We start from the raw sequence: 17,135 nt of genomic DNA, 5'->3' as shown, positions 1-17,135 counted from the left end.
GCGCCGAGGCGCCTCAGCCCACGCGCGACAGGGCCGACACCACGTCGGACTGCGTCAGCATGCCGACCAGCCGCGCCTCCGGCCCGACGATCGGGATGTGGTGGTGCCCGCCCTGCGCGAACAGCGGCACCAACTCGGCCACCGGGCGGTCCTCGCTGGCGACGCGCACCTGGCGCGTCATGATCTGACCCACCACCTCCGGCTTGTCGCTGTGCGTGGCCGGCGTGCGGCGGATGAAGCTGCGCAGGCGCGCCGACCAGCCCTCGTGGAGGTCTAGATCGGCGTGGCGCAGAAAATCGGCCAGCGTCACGATGCCCACCACGCGTTGCGCCCGGTCGACCACCGGCAGCGCCTTGATGCGGTGCTCGCGCAGCAGCGCCCAGGCATCCTGCAATTCGGTGCCGAACGACACCGTCACCACCTCGCGCGTCATGATGTCGGCGCACAGCGTCGCACCGAAACGCCGGCGGTAGGCTTCGCCCTCGGCGGCATGCAGCAGCGCGACCAGGTCGTCGCGGCTCACATCGATCACCTGGCCGTAGCGCTCCAGCACCGCGTCGAGATCGGCGTCGCTGAAGCGGTGGGTCTCGTCGCCGCCCGGCCCGGGCGGTGTTGCCAGCTGGGCATGCGGATAGGGACGACGCGTCGCGCTGTTGTACGCGGCCCCGGCCAGCACCAGCAGCACCGAATTGACGCAGGCCGGGAACCACGCGAAGCCGAACGAACCGACGCCGGCCAGTGCCGTCAGCAGGGCCATCGCCCCGCCCGGCGGATGCAGGCAGCGCAGCGCGAACATCGCGGCGATCGCCAGCCCCACCGCAATCGCTCCGGCCCAGGCCGGGTCCGGGATCAGGTGCGCGCAGGCGATGCCGATCAGCGCCGAGAACGTGTTGCCACCGACCACAGACCAGGGCTGGGCAAGCGGACTGGCCGGTACCGCGAACACCAGCACGGCGCTGGCGCCGAGGGGCGCCACCAACCAGGGCACGTCGGCGCCGGGCCATTGCGCCGCGGCCCAGCGGCTCAGCAGGCCGGTCAGCAGCAGCCCCAGCGCCGCGCCCAGCGCGGCCCTCGCTCGCTCGGTGGGCCCGACCGGGAGGCGCGCCGGCAGCCAGGCCCGCAACGGCGGCCAGTTCATCGGCCGCGGCGTCTCAGCCTGCGACGACACCCACACCCGCGGCGTGGGCCTGCTGGTCGGCGTGGTAGCTCGAGCGCACCATGGCGCCCACGGCGGCGTGGCTGAAGCCCATCGCGTAGGCCTCGGCCTCGAAGCGCTTGAAGGTCTCGGGCGTCACGTAGCGCCGCACCGGCAGGTGGTGCCCGCTGGGCGCCAGGTACTGCCCGATGGTGATCATGTCGATGTCGTGCGCACGCATGTCGCGCATGACCTGCAGGATCTCCTCGTCCGTCTCGCCCAGCCCGACCATGATCCCGCTCTTGGTCGGCACGCCCGGGGCGAAGGCCTTGAAGCGCTTGAGCAGGTCCAGGCTGAACTGGTAGTCCGAGCCGGGGCGCGCTTCCTTGTACAGGCGCGGGGCGGTCTCGAGGTTGTGGTTCATCACGTCCGGCGGGGCCGCTTTCAGGATCTCCAGCGCGCGGTCGGCGCGGCCGCGGAAGTCGGGCGTGAGGATCTCGATGCGGGTGGCCGGGGAGAGGGCCCGCACCTGGCGGATGCACTCGACGAAGTGGGCCGCGCCGCCGTCGCGCAGGTCGTCGCGGTCGACGCTGGTGATGACCACGTAGCTGAGCCTGAGCGCGGCGATGGTCTTGGCCAGGTTCTGCGGTTCGTCGGGGTCGAGCGGGTCGGGGCGGCCGTGGCCGACGTCGCAGAACGGGCAGCGCCGGGTGCACTTGTCGCCCATGATCATGAAGGTGGCGGTGCCCTTGCCGAAGCACTCGCCGATGTTGGGGCAGCTGGCCTCCTCGCACACCGTGTGGAGCTTGTGCTCGCGCAGGATCTGCTTGATCTCGTAGAAGCGCGTGCTGGGGCTGCCGGCCTTGACGCGGATCCAGTCGGGCTTCTTCAGCGTCTCGGCCGCCACCACCTTGATCGGGATGCGCGCCGTCTTGGCCTGCGCCTTCTGCTTGGCGAGCGGGTCGTAGGCCGCTTCACCTGCAGCCGGCGACGGTGAGACGGGGGCCGAGGTCGGCGCGGAGGGCAGCGTGTTCATGGGATGTGGGCGCGCGGTGTCAGGGGCTGAGATAGCTCTCGAGCCGGTCGCCGAGGTCGGCGGCGGCGCGTTCCGGATCGACGTGGACCCCGATTGTAGAAAGATCGACCGTGCGCAGCCCGGCGTAGCCGCAAGGATTGATGCGCTCATAGGGGCTCAGGTCCATCGCCACGTTCAGCGCCAGGCCGTGGTAGCTGCAGTGGCGCGACACCTTGATCCCCAGCGCGGCGATCTTGCCGATGCCGCGCCAGGGGTCACGCGGGTCGGGCGGCCCCGGCAATGCACCGTGGCCGAAGGGGTCGCCGAGGTTCACGTAGATGCCCGGCGCGCCCGCGACCCGGTGGCCGGTGACGCCGTAACCCTCCAGCGTCTTGATCACCGCCTGCTCGAGCCGGAACACGTACTCCTTGACGAAGATGCCCAGCGCCTGGAGATCGATCAGCGGGTAGGCCACCGCCTGGCCGGGGCCGTGGTAGGTCACCTGGCCGCCGCGGTTGCTGGCGACCACCGGAATGTCTCCCGCGTCGAGCACGTGCTCGGCCTTGCCGGCCAGCCCCTGGGTGAACACCGGCGGGTGCTCGCACAGCCACAGCTCGTCGGGCGTGCCCGGCGTGCGCATCTCGGTGAAGGCGCGCATCGCGTCGAAGGTCGTCGCATAGTCCACGCGGCCCAGCCGCCGTCGGTTCATCGTCATCAGGCCCCCGCCGGCCGCCAGCGGGAGCGCGCGACGAACACGGCTGCCGCCGCCTGCAGCGCGGCGATCCCGGCCCCCAGCCAGCCGCCGCCTTCGGCACCCAGCGGCTGCAGCAGTCCGGCCAGCGCGGACAGCCCCGCCGCGTGCAGCAGCCAGGGCAGCACCAGGTTCAGCACCACCAGCACCACCAGCGTTGTGCTCTCCGCCCGGCGCGCGCGCGGCCCCCAGTGGATCGCGCAGGCGAGCGCCAGGTCCCGCAGCGCCAGCAGCGCCCAGGTCAGCGGCAATCCGGCGAGCGCGAGCGCGCGGCCGATGTCCCCGGCCCGCAGTTCGGGCGCCAGCACGCTGGCCACCAGGCCACCACCGAGCGCCAGGGCCAGCGACGCCAGCATCAGCGGCAGCCGCTCCAGCGTCGCGGCGTCCAGCGCCCCGCCGACGCGCCAGCGGGCGGCGAAGCGCTGCCACAGGTCGAGCCGCGGCGGCTCGATGAAGAGGCTGAGGTAGGCGGTGGTGGTGGCGCAGGCGGTCAGCGCGAAGCCCACGCGCCACACCGGATTTCCCTCCGGCCAGAACCCGGCGGCGAACACCGCGAGCCACGCCTGGAACCCCAGCCAGGCCTGCGGTCGCAAGGGCAGTTGCAGCGCCCCGGCCATCAATCGCTGGGCGCCGAGCACGGCCCAGGCCGCGAACACCACGGCCGTTGCCGCGTAGAACACCGCGGCCTCGAAGCTCATGCCCCACCACAGCACCTCACCGGGCGACACCTGGCGCGGCAGTGCACCGAACCAAGGAAACACCACCAGCAGCACGATCCACCAGGCCCCGCCGCGCCGCGCCGCCACTCCGCCGCGCCGCAAGGCCGCCAGCGCGACGATCAGGCTCACCGCCTGCAGACCCACACCGGCCGCCACCATGCCGACCAGCAGCGACCACGACAGACCGTGGCCCTGCACGGCGTTCGACACCAGCCACACCGCCAAGCAGATGACACCACCGTACCACGCGAACAGCGTCCCGCCGAACAGCTTGCCCCAGGTCAGCTGCCAGGGCGTCAGCGAGGACAGGCGCTGGGCGTCCCACGTGGCCTCGCTGACCTCGTCGAGCAGCGCGGCACTCGCCAGTCGCGCCCCGTAGAAACCCACGAGCAACACGAAGCCGGCCTGCGCCACCATCGGCAGCGCCGACGGACCGGCCAGGCCGACCGCGGCGAACACGAGCGCCAGCACCGCCGGCATGCCGAGCAGGCGCGCGGGCGAGAACTCCAGCCAGAGCTGGCGCTGGAACTCTGGATTGCCGGCCGCCAGCGCGCGCATCATGTGTCCGCTCCCACGCCCGCCACGCTGCGCAGATAGCTCTGCTGCAGGTTCTCGCGCTGCTCGGCGAAGCTGCTGACCGCGAAGCCGGCGCCGATCAGGCGCGCCAGCAGCGCCGCCTGATCGGCATCGGTGCCGCCGAAGGCGAGTTCGAGCGTATGGGCGTCGACGAGCGTCGCCTGCAGGCCGGCCTCGCGGCCCAGCCAGGCCTGCGCCTCCCGGGCCGCCGTCAGCAGACCCGCGCGCAGCCGGCGCAACGGGCGATCTCCGGCCACCGGCGCTGCGACGGTCAGCGGCCGGTGCTCGACCACCCGGCCGTCGCGCAGCATCAGCATGTGGGTCGAGTACTCGTCCAACTCGGCGAGGATGTGAGACGACACGAGCAAGGTCATGCCCTCGTCGCGCAAGCTGCGGAACAGCGCCGCCAGCCCGGCGCGCGCCTCCGGGTCCAGGCCCGAGGCGGGCTCGTCGAGGATCAGCAACTGCGGCCGGTGGATCAGCGCCTGTCCGATCGCCACACGCTGACGCTGGCCGCGCGACAGCGCGCCGCACAGGCGGTCGAGCAGGTCGGTGAGCCCGAGGCGCCTGGCAACCGGCGGCACCGCAGCCTCGGCAGCCTCGGGTGTGGCGCCGTGCGCGAGCGCGGCATAGCTCAGGGTCTGGCGCACGCTCAGCGCCGTCGAGACGCCGAAGCTGTCGGCCAGGAAGCCGAGCTGGCGGTGGCTCTCGCGGGGTCGCGCGACCACGTCGATGCCGGCGACGGCGATCTGCCCCGACAGCGGCGCCTCCAGTCCGGCGATGCAGCGCATCAGCGTGGTCTTGCCGGCGCCGTTGGGTCCCACCAGCGCGGTCACACTGCCGCGCTCGATGCGGCAGCACAGGCCGTGCAGCGCGCGCTGCGTCCCGTAGTCGTGCACGAGGTCGGCGACCTCGACCAGCGCCGCGGCGCTCAGAGCACCACCTTGACCATCGGGTGCGTGCTCAGCGTGCGGTAGAGCTCGTCGAGCTGCTCGCGGCTGGTGGCCGTGACGGTGAGCGTCAGGCCGAGGTAGTTGTTGCCCTTGCTGGGCCGGGCCTCGACGGTCTGTGCATCGAACGCCGGATCGAACTGCAGCGCGATCTCGACCATCGCCTCGAGGAAGCCCTCGGCGTTGGACCCCATCACCTTGATCGGAAAGGCACTCGGGTACTCGATCAGTGATTGCTCGGGAGGGATGGCCGTCATGGTCTGCTGCCGCTGCATCGGGCGGGCACGCCGCTACGGCGCCCGCAATGGCCGGATTGTCCCGCACCCGCGAAATCCGCGCGGCCGCCGCGGCTCAGATCGACTGGACCGGCTTGGCCCGCTGGTAGGCCTCGTAGAGCCGTGCGTACACCGGCCCGGGCTTGCCGCGCAGCGTACCGTGCCCGACCAACTCGCCGTCGAGCCGGGTGACCGCCAGCACTTCCTTCATCGCCGAGCTGAGCAGCAGCTCGTCGGCCGAGAAGACCTCGCCCTCGCCGACCGGCCGCAGGCTGTAGCCGATGCCGCATTCCTCGCACAGCTCGGCCAGCAGGTCGACCCGCACGCCCTCGAGCAGCAGTTCGCTCTTCGGCGGGCCGATCAGCGCGCCTTCCTTCACCATCCAGACATTGGACGCCGCGGCCTCGGTCAGGAAGCCGTCGCGAAACAGGAGGGTCTCGACGGCGCCCTTGTCGGCCGACATCTGCCGTGCCAGCACGTTGCCGAGCAGCGAGATGCTCTTGATGTCGCCGCGCTCCCAGCGGAAATCGCGTGCGCTGATGCAGGCCACGCCGGCATGGCGCTGCTCGGGCGTCGGTGGCTTGGCCGGGCTGCACATGATGAAGACCGTGGGCTCGATGTCGCTGGGCATCGTGTGCTCGCGCAGCGCCACGCCGCGCGTGACCTGCAGGTACACGAGCTGGTCGGTCGCCCCGCTGTGCTCGTGTTGGGCCGCGATCAGCCGACGCATGCGCGTCAGCCAGTCCTCGCGCGTCAACGGCGCGGTGATGCGCACCTTGGCGAGACTGCGCTCGAGGCGCGCCATGTGCTCGTCGAAGCGGAACAGCCGACGGTCGTAGACGGGCAGGACCTCGTAGACGCCGTCGCCGAACATGAAGCCGCGGTCGAGCACGCTGACGCGGGCGTCCGCCAGCCGGGTGTAGTCGCCATTCAGGTAGCACAGCGAGTCGGCGCTCGCCGCGGGGATGACGCTGGGCAGCGGATTCATGCCCGCAGCGTAGGCCCGTCGGAGGCAACGGGCAAGCAGCGTTTCACCCGGTATGCATCGACACCGGCGTCACTGGATCCACAGCCGCAGCGAATCCCACGCGCGGCCCAGCAGCCCGGCGCTGTCGACGTTCTCCAGCACGGTCAAGGGCAGCTCGGCGACCGGCGCGCCATTGGCGGTGACCTTGATGCTGCCGACCACCTGCCCCTTGGCGAGCGGGGCCACCAGCGGATCGGTGCGCGAGATGTCGGTCTTGAGCTTGTCGCCCTCGCCCTTGGGCACGCTCACGTAGACGGCCGCAGCGCTGCCGAGCTTGGCGGTGTTGGAGCTGCCTTTCCAGATCGGCGGGCTGACGACGGCCTGGTTGGCGTCGAACAGCTTGACGGCGTCGAAGGCGGTATAGCCCCAGTTCAGCAGCTTCTGGCTCTCGTTGGCGCGTGACTCCATCGACGCAGCGCCGAGCACGACGCTGATCAGCCGGCGCGGACCGTTCGGGAAGTCGCGCTTGGCGGTGGTGATCATGCAGTAGCCGGCGGCGTCGGTGAAGCCGGTCTTCAGGCCGTCGACGGTGGGGTCGCGGTAGAGCAGCAGGTTGCGGTTGGGCTGCTTGATCTTGTTGTAGGTGAACTCGCGCATCACCGAGTAGCGCAGGTAGTCGGGGAAGTCCTGCACCAGCCGGGTCGCGATCACCGCCAGGTCGCGCGCGGTGCTGGTGTGCCCCGCCGCCGGCAGGCCCTCGGGGTTCTTGAAGGTGGTGGCCTTGAGGCCGAAGGCCTGCGCCTGGCGGTTCATCATCGCGACGAACTGCTCCAGCGATCCGCCCACGCCCTCGGCCAGCACCACGGTGGCGTCGTTGCCGCTCTGCACGATCTCGCCCTTGAGCAGGTCATCGACCGTGACCTGGCTGTTGAGCGGCAGGAAGCTGCGCGAGGCACCGGTCATGCCGGTGCGCCAGGCGCGTTCCGACACCGGCAGCGTCTGCGTCAGCGTCAGCTTCTTGTCCTTCAGCGCCTGGAACACCAGGTAGGCGCTCATCAGCTTGGTCAGCGAGGCCGGCTCGATCGGGCTGTCCGGGTCCTTGGCCGCGAGCACCTGGTTGGTGGTGACGTCGAACAGCAGGTAGGAGCGTGCCGCGATCTCGGGCGGCTGCACGGCCTGGGCCTGGGCCGCCACGCCGGTGAGAGCGGTGGCGACGGCGAACAGAAGAGCGAACAGTCTTTTCATCGGGGTCTCTGCAACGGGAAACGGGAGCGGGCGGCGCGCCGGTCAGGAGGACCAGCCGCGCACCACCAGCGACTTGAGCAGCGCGAGCTGCCCATGGAAGAAATGGCCGACGCCGGGGATCACCGTGACCGGCAGGCCCTGCGGGCGCGCCCAGTCGAAGGTGGCCGACAGCGGCACCACGTCATCGGCCTCGCCGTGGACCACCAGCGTATCGGCCTGAAGCTCCTCGGGAATGGCGGGCACCTGCTGCTTCTGCGTCGACGGAGCGATCAACGCCAGCCGCCGCGGCCGCACCTCGCTGCTCAGGTGCGCCGCGGCACTGGCGGCCACGAAGCCGCCGAACGAGAAGCCGGCCAGCCACAGCGGCAAGGCCGGGTCACGTTGCGCCGCGATGACCGCCAGCGCGTCGTCGAGCTCGCCACGACCTTCGTCCCAGCTGCCGGCCGACGCGCCGACGCCCCGGAAGTTGAAGCGCACGCTGCGCGCGCCGAGTTGCAGGCCGGCACGCGCGACTGTCTGCACCACCTTGTTGTCCATCGTGCCGCCATGCAGCGGATGCGGGTGGCAGATCACCAGCACCGCCCGCGCGGGCGCGGCCGGCGCGTCGAGCGCGCACTCGATGTCGCCGGCGGGACCGGCCAGCGTCAGGCGCTGCGTCTGGACGTTCATCGCGAGAACGGGCAACCGGCTGCCGGCATGCCGTCAGCGGCCCACATCGGGCGGCAGCAGCAGGCGCTCGACGACCTGGCCGTGCTTCAGGTGGGATTCGACGATCTCGTCGATGTCGTGGGCATCGACATAGGTGTACCAGGTGCCCTCCGGATAGACCACCGCCACCGGCCCGCCGGCGCAGCGGTCCAGGCAACCGGCCTTGTTGACGCGGACCTTGCCCGCGCCCATCAGCCCGGCCGCCTTCGCCTGCGACTTGCAGCGCGCGAAGCCGGCCTCGGCGTCGTGGTCGGCGCAGGCCGCCTCGCCATCGCGCTTGTTGAGGCAGAAGAAGATGTGACGCTCGTAATAACTCATCGGGGAATTGTAGGTTTGAGGCTATTCGTCCCGGGCTGCGACACGACCGAGCAGGTAAGCGAGTGTCGCCCAGGGCCACAGCCAGCCGATCCATTGCGACAGGCCGTGGAAGCGGATGAAACGCCCCTGCTCCCACGACTGCAGGCTGGCCGCGTAGTAGGCGTCGCCGGGCGCGATGTTGACCAGCGCCACGCCGAAACTGATGACCAGCAGCGCCACGGCGGCCGATGCGCGCGCCGGCAGCCACGTCAGCCCCACGGCGACGACGGCCACCACGCCGATCGCCGGCAGCACCGGCGGCGTCCACCAGGTCAGCGCGTGTTCGGGCCCGAAGTTCAACGCCGTAGACAGCGTGGTGGCCGCGATGCCCAGCAGCAGCGCCCCGGCCGGCAGCACCAGGCGGCGCGGACCGGGCCGCGTCAGCGCGTAGGCAAGCAGGCAGGGAGCCAGCAAGCCGGCTGCCACGCCCAACATCTCGAGGCCCGGCGCCAGCGGTTCGCTGACGGTGGTGGTCGCGCCGAGCCAGCCGTCCCAGGCCGTGTCCTCCAGTCCTTCGGCGAGCAGGTCGCGCGCACGGTCCAGCACATGGCCGAGTCCGAAGGGCAGCGGCGGTGGGAACAGCAGGCCGAACGGCCACAGCAGCAGCAGCGTCAGGCCGGCGCCGCGGTCTCGCAGCAGCCAGCGCTCACGCCAGCGCTGCCAGTGGCCGAACAGCCCGAGCGCGTGCAGCACCAGCATCAGCACCGCGCCGAGCGCCGCACCGGCAGTGTTCAGGCTCCAGTCGATGATCGACGGCACCCGTCGCGGCAACAGGTGCTGCAGGGTCTCGAGCACATAGCTCAGACCGCTGGACACCCCGACCGCGATGGCGAACGCCAGCCAGGCGCGGCTCCCGCCGCGCAGCACTCCGCCTGTCAGCAACGCCCCGAGCGGCACGTAGGCGAGCAGGTTGCTGACCAGGTCGAACTGCCCCACGCCGCGCGGCTTGGGCACCGGCAGCAGCCACCAGCGGATGTCGGTCGCGGTCGGCCATTCCCAGCCGGTGAACGGGTGCAGGCTGGCGTAGATCATCAGGCAGGCGCAGGCCGCCGCCAGGGGCCAGGCCGAACTGCTGCGCTGCGGGGCCATGCGCCCGGCCGCCCTCAGAAGGGCTTGACCACGACCAGCACGACGATCGCAGCGAACACCAGCACCGCAGCCTCGTTGAAGACGCGGAACCAGCGGTGGCTGCGGCGGTTGGCATGCTGCTCGAAGTCGCGCAGCAGCCGCTTGCACACGTGGTGGTAGCCGATGGCCGCGACCACCAGCAGGAGCTTCGCGTGCAGCCAGCCGTTGCCCGGGCCGCGGCCGATGCCATAGCCCAGCCACAGCCACAGGCCGAGCCCGAGCGCGGGGATCATCAGCAGCGAGCTGAAGCGATGCAGCTTGTGCGCCATCAGCAGCAGGCGCTCGCGCTCGGCGTGGCTGTCGGCCGGCACCATGGCCAGGTTCACCAGCAGCCGAGGCAGGTAGAACAGGCCGGCGAACCAGCTGGCGGCGAAGACGATGTGGAAGGCCTTGATCCAGAGCATCGGACGATTATCGCGAGCGAATGCCGGGCAGAAAAAAGCCCCGGCAAAGCCGGGGCTTGAAAGCCTGGCGCTGTCACACGGTCAGGCTCCTGCTCAGGGAGGTGAAGCAGGGAATGAACGCCTTGCGACGTATCATTCAATGAGAATTTTAGCAGCGCCCGGCCAGCGTTTTCCTGTCAGATGCGTTCTGCGCGCGGGCCGCTCTTGATCGACGCCTCGCCCTTCCTTCGGCCTTGTGCCCCACCACCCGGTCACGCCCGTGAGCTCCTACCCCCAACGTTTCCCCGCCACGCGCGCGCGCCGCCTGCGCCGCGACGACTTCACCCGCGCGCTGGTGCGCGAGCACGCCCTCACCGCATCGGACCTGATCCTGCCGGTGTTCGTGCTCGACGGCAGCAACCAGGTGCACGACGTGGCCTCGATGCCCGGCGTGCAGCGCCTGAGTCTGGACCGGCTGCTGCCGGTGGCCGAGGCCTGTGTGCGCGAACGCATTCCGGTGATGGCGCTGTTCCCGGTGATCGACGCGGCGAAGAAGACCGAGGACGGTCGCGAAGCGATGAACCCCGAAGGCCTGGTGCCCACCGTCGTGCGTGAGCTCAAGCGCCGCTTCCCGGAGCTGGGCGTGCTGACCGACGTGGCGCTCGACCCCTTCACCACGCACGGCCAGGACGGCCTGCTCGACGCCACGGGCTATATCCTCAACGACGAGACGGTGGCGGTGCTGACGCAGCAGGCCCTGGTACAAGCCGAGGCCGGCGTCGACATCGTCGCGCCGAGCGACATGATGGATGGCCGCATCGGCGCGATCCGCGACGCGCTGGAAGCCCGGCGCCTGATCCACACCCGCATCATGGCGTACAGCGCCAAGTATGCGAGCGCTTTCTACGGCCCGTTCCGCGACGCCGTCGGCTCGGCCGGCAACCTGGGCAAGAGCAACAAGAAGGTCTACCAGATGGATCCGGGCAACACCGACGAGGCGCTGCGCGAGGTGGCGATGGATCTCGCCGAAGGCGCCGACATGGTGATGGTCAAGCCCGGCATGCCCTACCTCGACATCGTGCGGCGCGTGAAGGACGAGTTCCGCGTGCCCACCTTCGCCTACCAGGTGAGCGGCGAGTACGCGATGCTGAAGGCCGCCGCCGCCAACGGCTGGCTCGATGGCGAGGCGGTGATGATGGAGTCGCTGCTGGCCTTCAAGCGGGCCGGCGCCGACGGGGTGCTGAGCTACTTCGCGCTCGACGCTGCGCGGGCCCTGAACACGCGGTGACGGCGCGATGCGGATCTTCCACGTCGGCACGGACCAGTTCACCGAGCTGAACGAGCTGCCCGACACGCTGCCGCCCGCGGGCCACCTCTGGATCGGCAGCGCGCGGCGGGAGTTCGAGGTCGGCGTCCCGGTGTTGCAGGGCGCGCTGCAGCGCTGGACCGGCGGCCAGCTGGTCGATCTGCATGTGGCCGACCTGCTCAACAACCAGCTGCCCTCGCACTTCGACTACACCTCGTGGTACGACGTGATGGTGTTCCGCCGCCTCGCGGCGGGCAGCGGCAGTAGCAGCCTGTTCCTCGACGAGCAGCAGGGCACGCTGGCCACCGCCAAGCGCGCGCTGGAGGCGATCGACACCAGCCCGGTCGGCTTCGCGATCTTCGACCGCGTGCTGATCAGCGTGCACCCGACCGACTGCCAGGTGCGGGACTTCTTCGCGAACCGCCTGTCGCTGGCCAGCCAGGGCAGCGACGCCCGCGCGGCCGGCGCGCGCATGCCGGCCAGCCCGGCCGACCTGATGCTGCGCATGGTCAACCACATGGTCGACAGCTACCTCGAGCTGCGCCGGCTGCTGACGCGCCAGCTCGGTTACCTGCAGCAGGAGCTGTTCCGTCCACGCAGTCATTTCAACGACTGGCAGGTGCTGCTCGATTCGCGCAACGCGCTGCATGCGCTGGAGGACATCTGCGAGGACCAGCGCAGCGCCATCTCCGAATGGATCGACGCGCTCGACGAGTGGCCCGACGAGACCGAGCCCGCCGCGCAGCGCGAGCGTGAGCTGCTGCGCGTTCGCTCGCGCGACGTTCTCGAGCACATCGAACGCGTGCTGAGCCACGTTCGACGGCTGGAGAGCTCGGCCGAGAGCGCGGTGCAGATGCATTTCTCGGCGCAGAGCAACCGCACCAACGAGATCATGCGCACGTTGACCGTGCTGACGGCCGTATTCATGCCGCTGAACCTGATCACCGGTTTCTTCGGCATGAACTTCGATTTCCTGCCGCTGGTGCACAGCAGCACCGGCATCTGGGTCACGACGGTGCTGATGGCCGCGCTGGCGGTCACGCTGGTCGTCTACTTCCGCCGCAAGCGCTACCTCGAGCGCGGCCGCTGACAAGGACCGCGGCACGCGGCGGCTCGGTCAACCGCTCGCCACGCGCCCGGCCCAGGTCTCGAAGGCCTGCAACGACAACGACGGGCTGATCGCCTCGCCCTGCAGCTCGTCGCACTGCTCGCGCGCGAGGAAGGCCCGCTGGGCCTCGGTCTCGACGCCTTCGGCGATGACGGTGATGCCGAGGCTGCTGGCCATCTGGATGATGGCCCGCGCGATGGCCACCGAGCCACGCGCCTCGGGCAGGTCGACGACGAAGGAACGGTCGATCTTCATCTTGTCGATCGGCAGCGACTTGAGGTGACCGAGCGAGGAGTAGCCGGTGCCGAAGTCGTCGACGGACAGGCGGATGCCCAGCGCCTTGAGCTGGGCCAGGCGGCCACTGACCTCGGGCAGCTCGTCCATCAGCATGCGCTCGGTCAGCTCCAGCTCGAGCAGGCGGCCGGGCAGCCCGGCGCCCGCCAGTGCCTGCGCGACCGTCGCGACAAAGTCGGGCGCCTGGAACTGCACGGCCGACAGGTTCACGGCCACCGGCACAGCGCAAAGGCCGTCGTCATGCCAGCGGCGCGCCGCACGCGCCGCCTCGTGCAGCACCCAGGTGCCGATCGGCAGCATCAGGCGCTGCTGCTCGGCCAGCGGGATGAACTGGTCGGGCAACAGCAGCCCGCGCTCGGGGTGCTGCCAGCGGATCAGCGCCTCGGCGCCGACCAGGACGCCGTCGCCGGCCCGCACCTGCGGCTGGAAGTGCAGCACGAACTCGCCGCGCTCCAGCGCCTGCGCGAGCTCGCCCTCCAGCACCAGCGCCGCGTAGGCATTGCTGGCGAGCGTCGGATCGAAGAACTGGTAGGTGGCCCGCCCGCGCGCCTTGGCGCGGTACATCGCGGTGTCGGCATGCTTGATCAGCTCGGCCGGCGTGACGCCGTCGCCGGGGAACATCGCGATGCCGATCGACGGCGTGACCGAGATCGAGCGCCCCGCCTCGGCGTCCAGCGGCACCTCGATCGCCGCCAGCAGCTTGCGGGCGACGTCGGCCACGTCCTCCAGGCGCGGCCCGCCGCCGATCAGCACCATGAACTCGTCACCGCCGAAGCGTGCCACCACGTCGCTGGCGCGCAGCACGGCGCCGATCCGTTGGGCCACGGTCTTCAGCAGCTCGTCGCCGGCCAGGTGGCCGAGCGAATCGTTGACGCGCTTGAAGTGGTCGAGGTCGATGAACAGCAACGCCAGCGCCTCGCGCGACTCGGCGGCCCGTGCCATCAGCTGGTCGATCTCGGCCATGAAGGCCAGCCGGTTCGGCAGGCCGGTCAGTGCGTCGTGGTGCGCGAGGTGATGGATGTGCGCCTGCGCGGCGTGGCGGTCGCGGATGTCGCGCACGATGGTCATGCGCAGTCGTTCGTCGCCGCGCATCATGGTGCGGACGATGAACTCCACCGGGATGCGCCGGCCCGACTTGTCGATCAGCGCGCTCTCGTAGGTCGTCTCCTGGCCCGAACTCATCACCGCGGCCACCTTGCTCACTTGGTCGGGCGCGACGAAGTCGAGCGTACGGCGCCCCAGCAGTTCGTCGAGCCCGTAGCCCACCAGCATGCCGATCGGGGCGTTGGCATCGGTGATGACCCCGTCCTTGTGGAAGACGATGCCCTCGGCGCTGGCCTGCATGAACTTGCCCAGCCGCTCCTCCGATTCGCGCACCGCCTGCTCGGCGAGCCGGTGGCGGGAGATGTCCGAGATCAGCACGAAGAAGGCGATCAACCGACCATCGGTGGCGAGCTGCGGCAACAGGTGCACCTCGACCCACTGCGTGCGGCCATCGGCGCGCACCAGCTGGCGCTCGTAGGCCACGGCACGCTGCTCGATCAGCACGGTGTCGAGCTGTGGCCGGATCCGCTGCAGGGCTGCCTCGCCGATCACCTCGGTGATCGGCAGGCCCAGGATGGACTGCTCGTCCCGCCCGAAGGTCAGCGCATACGGCCGGTTCGCGAACAGGCAACGCTGTTCCCGCGCGTCGTAGCAGGCGATCAGCGCCGGCACGCTGTCGGCGAGCAACCGAAGCTGCTCGGCCTGGACGCTGGCCACCCGCTCGGCCTGCCGCGTTGCCGAGACGTCGTGCAGGACGCAGACCCAGCGCCCTCGCGACGGCCGCCATTGCGCGACGCAATCGACCCAGACCTCGCGCCGCATCTCGTCGTGCCCCCCCGGACTGCACAGGTGCAGCGGCAGCGACAGGTGCTCGCCCTGCGCCAGCGCACCGAGCAGCGTGGCACGGTCCGGGTCGGTCAGCAGCCGCTGCCAGCCCGCGCCCCGTGCGGCCTCGGCGCTCAGTCCAGTGAGCCGGCAGAAGGCCGCGTTGGCGTGCGATGCCCGACCGTCGCGCGCGAGCAGCAGCACCGCGCTCGGCAGATCGTCCCAGGAGCACGGGTCCTCGGTGAGCCTTGGCACAGCGGCGCCCATGGCCGAGGGTAGGCGCGCCGGAGCAGCCAGTCGATTCGGCCGAACCCTGCGGCGGCAGGCGCCGGCGTCAGGGGCTCGCGTTGCGCATCACCTCGCGCGCAAGGCAGAGGTCGTCCCAGGCCTTCGCCTTGTCGGCCGGGTTGCGCAGCAGGTAGGCGGGGTGATAGGTCACGATGGCGGGCACGCCGTGGTACTGGTGGACCCGGCCCCGCAGGCGGCCGATGGGCTCGCCGGTCTGCAGCAGCGACTGCACCGCGAAACGGCCCATCGCGAGAATCAGCCGCGGCCGCAGCAGCGCCACCTGGCGGGCCAGGTAGGGCTCGCACTGCGCCACTTCCTCGGGTTGCGGATTGCGGTTCATCGGCGGCCGGCACTTCAGCACGTTGGCGATGTAGACCTGCTGCGCCGGCTGCAGCCCCTCGCCTTCGGCCTGGCGCGTCAGGCCCAGGGCCTGCAGCATGTGGTCGAGCAACTGCCCGGCCTTGCCGACGAAGGGCTCGCCCTGGCGGTCCTCCTGTTCCCCCGGCGCCTCGCCGACGACCATCCAGTGCGCCTGTGCATGACCGACGCCGAACACCGTGTTCGTGCGCCCGCGGCACAGCCCGCAGGCGGTGCAGCCGGCGACGGCGGCACGCAGGGTCGGCCAGTCCATCGCCTCGACTTCTCCGGGGCGGGCACCGCGAGCGGGGGCGGCGGCCCGCGGGACCGCCGAGGCGGGCGGGGCGACCGCGACCGGGCTGGCCGGTACCTCGGCCTTCGCATCGATCACGGGCGAAGCCGCAGCCGCAGGCGATTGCCAGACGCGGATCCCCATCTCTGCCAGCATCGCGGCCTGCCGTTCATCCCAGACCATGCACGGCCTCTGGAATCTGCAGGCTCATCACCACCGCGTCCTCGCGCGCCCGCCCGCGGGCCGGATAGTAGCCACGGCGCAGGCCGACATTGCGGAAGCCGTAACGCTCGTACAGGCCTCGTGCGTTCAGGTTGGAAATGCGCACCTCGAGCCAGAGCTGCGAGGCGCGGTGCGCCCGGGCGATCGAGCGCAGGGCATCGAGCATGTAGCGGGCATGGCCGCGCCGCTGCAGGGCCGGCGCGACGCTGAGGTTGAGCAGGTGCACTTCGTCGACGCCGAACATCGCGACGAAGTAGCCGACCACGCCGTCCTGCGGCGTGCGCAGCACCTCGGCGGGGTAGCCGGCCCGCAGCGAATCGAGGAAGTTGCCGCGCGTCCAGGGAAAGTCGTAGATCGCCTGCTCGATCACCATCACCTCGTCGAAGTCGTTCTCCGTCAGCATGCTCAGGCTGCGCGGCGGCGGCTGCAGCACGGCGTTCACGACGGCACCCCGCTGCCCGCTGCCTGCGCGTCGCGCTGCGCCGTTCGCTCGGCCGTGGTCTGCGCCACGCGGTCGCGCACGTAGAGCGGCAATGTGCCAGCGGCGTCGACCTGTTCGCCGCGCGCCCACGCCGCACGGGCCAGTACCAGCAGGGCCGCCGCCCGCGGCGCGCTGTCGGGCCAGCGGGCACCGCGCAGGCCCGACCAGGCCTCGGCGTGCGCGTCCAGCGAGCTGCCGGCGACCGGCACCTGCGGCGCCTCGTCGGCAATGCGTGCGGCCAGCGCGGCCGGCGCATGCAGGGCCGGGGCTTCGAGCACGGTCCAGCCCATTGCGGCGCGGCGGTAGCGCGCGGCATAGGCCTCGCCCATGCGGGCGTCGACCGCCACCCACAGATCGTCGGCGGCGCCCTGACGGTGGGCGTCTTCGGCCACCGCCATCAAGGTATCGAGCATCAGCACCGGCCGGTCTGCGCCGAAGGCCAGTCCCTGTGTCACCGCACAGGCCGCGCGTACGCCAGTGAAGGCACCCGGACCGCGTCCGCAGCCGATGGCGTCGAGTTCGCGCAGGCCCAGTCCGGCCTCGGCCAGCAGCGCCATTAGGGCCGGCAGCAGGCTGGCCGAGGCGAGCGCGCCGCCGGGCAGCGCGCGCACCCAGGTCTGCTCGCCCCGGCACAGGCCGAGGTGCATCGTTTCGGTGGCGGTATCGAGCACCAGCAGGCGCGGCGTCATGAGCGGGCTCCGCGGGAACG

At 71.0% G+C, this 17,135-nt stretch carries 18 protein-coding genes; 2 read left to right on the top strand and 16 right to left on the bottom strand.

What is annotated here, in order from left to right; all coding sequences use genetic code 11:
- Positions 1 to 13: 13 nt before the first annotated feature.
- The 12 genes from C1M51_RS10845 to C1M51_RS10790 all read right to left on the bottom strand — a co-directional run bounded on the left by C1M51_RS10845 (position 14) and on the right by C1M51_RS10790 (position 10,230).
- Positions 14 to 1,138 carry an HPP family protein gene (locus tag C1M51_RS10845; protein WP_129449717.1) on the bottom strand — a complete coding sequence of 375 codons (1,125 nt, stop codon included), beginning with the start codon at positions 1,136 to 1,138 and terminating at the stop codon, positions 14 to 16.
- 13 nt (positions 1,139 to 1,151) lie between these two features.
- Positions 1,152 to 2,171, bottom strand: coding sequence for a lipoyl synthase (gene lipA / locus C1M51_RS10840; protein WP_129449715.1), 1,020 nt, complete (start codon positions 2,169 to 2,171; stop codon positions 1,152 to 1,154).
- A 19-nt stretch (positions 2,172 to 2,190) separates the two neighbouring features.
- The gene (lipB, locus tag C1M51_RS10835) at positions 2,191 to 2,865 is read right to left on the bottom strand and encodes a lipoyl(octanoyl) transferase LipB (RefSeq protein ID WP_129449713.1); all 675 of its coding nucleotides are present in this window, start codon (positions 2,863 to 2,865) and stop codon (positions 2,191 to 2,193) included.
- A complete protein-coding gene (locus C1M51_RS10830) occupies positions 2,865 to 4,181 on the bottom strand; it encodes a hypothetical protein (RefSeq protein ID WP_129449711.1) in 1,317 nt (438 codons plus the stop codon). The genes lipB and C1M51_RS10830 overlap by 1 nt, the downstream gene beginning before the upstream one ends.
- Positions 4,178 to 5,095 (bottom strand): ABC transporter ATP-binding protein, encoded by a 918-nt coding sequence (locus tag C1M51_RS10825; protein ID WP_242499654.1) that lies wholly within the window; start codon positions 5,093 to 5,095, stop codon positions 4,178 to 4,180. Before C1M51_RS10825 ends, C1M51_RS10830 begins: the two co-directional genes overlap by 4 nt.
- Before the next feature lie 32 nt (positions 5,096 to 5,127).
- Positions 5,128 to 5,403 (bottom strand): DUF493 family protein, encoded by a 276-nt coding sequence (locus tag C1M51_RS10820; protein WP_129452166.1) that lies wholly within the window; start codon positions 5,401 to 5,403, stop codon positions 5,128 to 5,130.
- Positions 5,404 to 5,497: 94 nt separating this feature from the next.
- Positions 5,498 to 6,409 (bottom strand): aminotransferase class IV, encoded by a 912-nt coding sequence (locus C1M51_RS10815; protein WP_129449709.1) that lies wholly within the window; start codon positions 6,407 to 6,409, stop codon positions 5,498 to 5,500.
- 69 nt (positions 6,410 to 6,478) lie between these two features.
- Positions 6,479 to 7,633, bottom strand: coding sequence for a D-alanyl-D-alanine carboxypeptidase family protein (locus C1M51_RS10810; protein WP_129449707.1), 1,155 nt, complete (start codon positions 7,631 to 7,633; stop codon positions 6,479 to 6,481).
- 42 nt (positions 7,634 to 7,675) lie between these two features.
- Positions 7,676 to 8,302 carry an alpha/beta hydrolase gene (locus tag C1M51_RS10805; RefSeq protein ID WP_129449705.1) on the bottom strand — a complete coding sequence of 209 codons (627 nt, stop codon included), beginning with the start codon at positions 8,300 to 8,302 and terminating at the stop codon, positions 7,676 to 7,678.
- A 33-nt stretch (positions 8,303 to 8,335) separates the two neighbouring features.
- Complete coding sequence (locus C1M51_RS10800) at positions 8,336 to 8,659, bottom strand: ferredoxin (RefSeq protein ID WP_011827910.1); 324 nt, start codon at positions 8,657 to 8,659, stop codon at positions 8,336 to 8,338.
- Between the two features lie 21 nt (positions 8,660 to 8,680).
- Positions 8,681 to 9,787, bottom strand: a complete 1,107-nt coding sequence (locus C1M51_RS10795; RefSeq protein ID WP_129449704.1) for a VanZ family protein — start codon at positions 9,785 to 9,787, stop codon at positions 8,681 to 8,683.
- A 14-nt stretch (positions 9,788 to 9,801) separates the two neighbouring features.
- Positions 9,802 to 10,230 (bottom strand): CopD family protein, encoded by a 429-nt coding sequence (locus tag C1M51_RS10790; RefSeq protein ID WP_011827908.1) that lies wholly within the window; start codon positions 10,228 to 10,230, stop codon positions 9,802 to 9,804.
- 259 nt (positions 10,231 to 10,489) lie between these two features.
- Between C1M51_RS10790 and hemB the strand changes: the two genes are divergently transcribed.
- Entirely contained in the window at positions 10,490 to 11,497 is a 1,008-nt protein-coding gene (gene hemB, locus C1M51_RS10785) for a porphobilinogen synthase (RefSeq protein ID WP_242499653.1), read from the top strand.
- Positions 11,498 to 11,504: 7 nt separating this feature from the next.
- The gene (locus C1M51_RS10780) at positions 11,505 to 12,605 is read left to right on the top strand and encodes a magnesium transporter CorA family protein (protein ID WP_129449700.1); all 1,101 of its coding nucleotides are present in this window, start codon (positions 11,505 to 11,507) and stop codon (positions 12,603 to 12,605) included.
- 27 nt (positions 12,606 to 12,632) lie between these two features.
- On the opposite strand, the gene C1M51_RS10775 is transcribed toward C1M51_RS10780, so the two are convergent.
- The 4 genes from C1M51_RS10775 to tsaB form a co-directional block, all read right to left on the bottom strand.
- Complete coding sequence (locus tag C1M51_RS10775; protein ID WP_129449698.1) at positions 12,633 to 15,053, bottom strand: EAL domain-containing protein; 2,421 nt, start codon at positions 15,051 to 15,053, stop codon at positions 12,633 to 12,635.
- Positions 15,054 to 15,120: 67 nt separating this feature from the next.
- A complete protein-coding gene (locus C1M51_RS10770; protein WP_129449696.1) occupies positions 15,121 to 15,906 on the bottom strand; it encodes a uracil-DNA glycosylase family protein in 786 nt (261 codons plus the stop codon).
- A complete protein-coding gene (rimI, locus tag C1M51_RS10765; protein WP_011827903.1) occupies positions 15,893 to 16,387 on the bottom strand; it encodes a ribosomal protein S18-alanine N-acetyltransferase in 495 nt (164 codons plus the stop codon). The genes C1M51_RS10770 and rimI overlap by 14 nt, the downstream gene beginning before the upstream one ends.
- Positions 16,384 to 17,115, bottom strand: coding sequence for a tRNA (adenosine(37)-N6)-threonylcarbamoyltransferase complex dimerization subunit type 1 TsaB (gene tsaB, locus C1M51_RS10760; RefSeq protein ID WP_129449695.1), 732 nt, complete (start codon positions 17,113 to 17,115; stop codon positions 16,384 to 16,386). The genes rimI and tsaB overlap by 4 nt, the downstream gene beginning before the upstream one ends.
- Positions 17,116 to 17,135: the final 20 nt, after the last annotated feature.

The sequence above is a fragment of the Methylibium sp. Pch-M genome, from assembly GCF_004136295.1.
GTDB lineage: Bacteria > Pseudomonadota > Gammaproteobacteria > Burkholderiales > Burkholderiaceae_C > Methylibium > Methylibium petroleiphilum.
This window is presented reverse-complemented; position numbering and strand designations above follow the sequence as displayed.

Bases quoted from the DNA above. Each gene is read 5' to 3' on its own strand.
- C1M51_RS10845 (WP_129449717.1), bottom strand. From the start codon at position 1,138: ATGAACTGGCCGCCGTTGCGGGCCTGGCTGCCGGCGCGCCTCCCGGTC.
- lipA (WP_129449715.1), bottom strand. From the start codon at position 2,171: ATGAACACGCTGCCCTCCGCGCCGACCTCGGCCCCCGTCTCACCGTCG.
- lipB (WP_129449713.1), bottom strand. From the start codon at position 2,865: ATGACGATGAACCGACGGCGGCTGGGCCGCGTGGACTATGCGACGACC.
- C1M51_RS10830 (WP_129449711.1), bottom strand. From the start codon at position 4,181: ATGATGCGCGCGCTGGCGGCCGGCAATCCAGAGTTCCAGCGCCAGCTC.
- C1M51_RS10820 (WP_129452166.1), bottom strand. From the start codon at position 5,403: ATGACGGCCATCCCTCCCGAGCAATCACTGATCGAGTACCCGAGTGCC.
- C1M51_RS10815 (WP_129449709.1), bottom strand. From the start codon at position 6,409: ATGAATCCGCTGCCCAGCGTCATCCCCGCGGCGAGCGCCGACTCGCTG.
- C1M51_RS10810 (WP_129449707.1), bottom strand. From the start codon at position 7,633: ATGAAAAGACTGTTCGCTCTTCTGTTCGCCGTCGCCACCGCTCTCACC.
- C1M51_RS10805 (WP_129449705.1), bottom strand. From the start codon at position 8,302: ATGAACGTCCAGACGCAGCGCCTGACGCTGGCCGGTCCCGCCGGCGAC.
- C1M51_RS10800 (WP_011827910.1), bottom strand. From the start codon at position 8,659: ATGAGTTATTACGAGCGTCACATCTTCTTCTGCCTCAACAAGCGCGAT.
- C1M51_RS10795 (WP_129449704.1), bottom strand. From the start codon at position 9,787: ATGGCCCCGCAGCGCAGCAGTTCGGCCTGGCCCCTGGCGGCGGCCTGC.
- C1M51_RS10790 (WP_011827908.1), bottom strand. From the start codon at position 10,230: ATGCTCTGGATCAAGGCCTTCCACATCGTCTTCGCCGCCAGCTGGTTC.
- C1M51_RS10780 (WP_129449700.1), top strand. From the start codon at position 11,505: ATGCGGATCTTCCACGTCGGCACGGACCAGTTCACCGAGCTGAACGAG.
- C1M51_RS10775 (WP_129449698.1), bottom strand. From the start codon at position 15,053: ATGGGCGCCGCTGTGCCAAGGCTCACCGAGGACCCGTGCTCCTGGGAC.
- C1M51_RS10770 (WP_129449696.1), bottom strand. From the start codon at position 15,906: ATGGTCTGGGATGAACGGCAGGCCGCGATGCTGGCAGAGATGGGGATC.
- tsaB (WP_129449695.1), bottom strand. From the start codon at position 17,115: ATGACGCCGCGCCTGCTGGTGCTCGATACCGCCACCGAAACGATGCAC.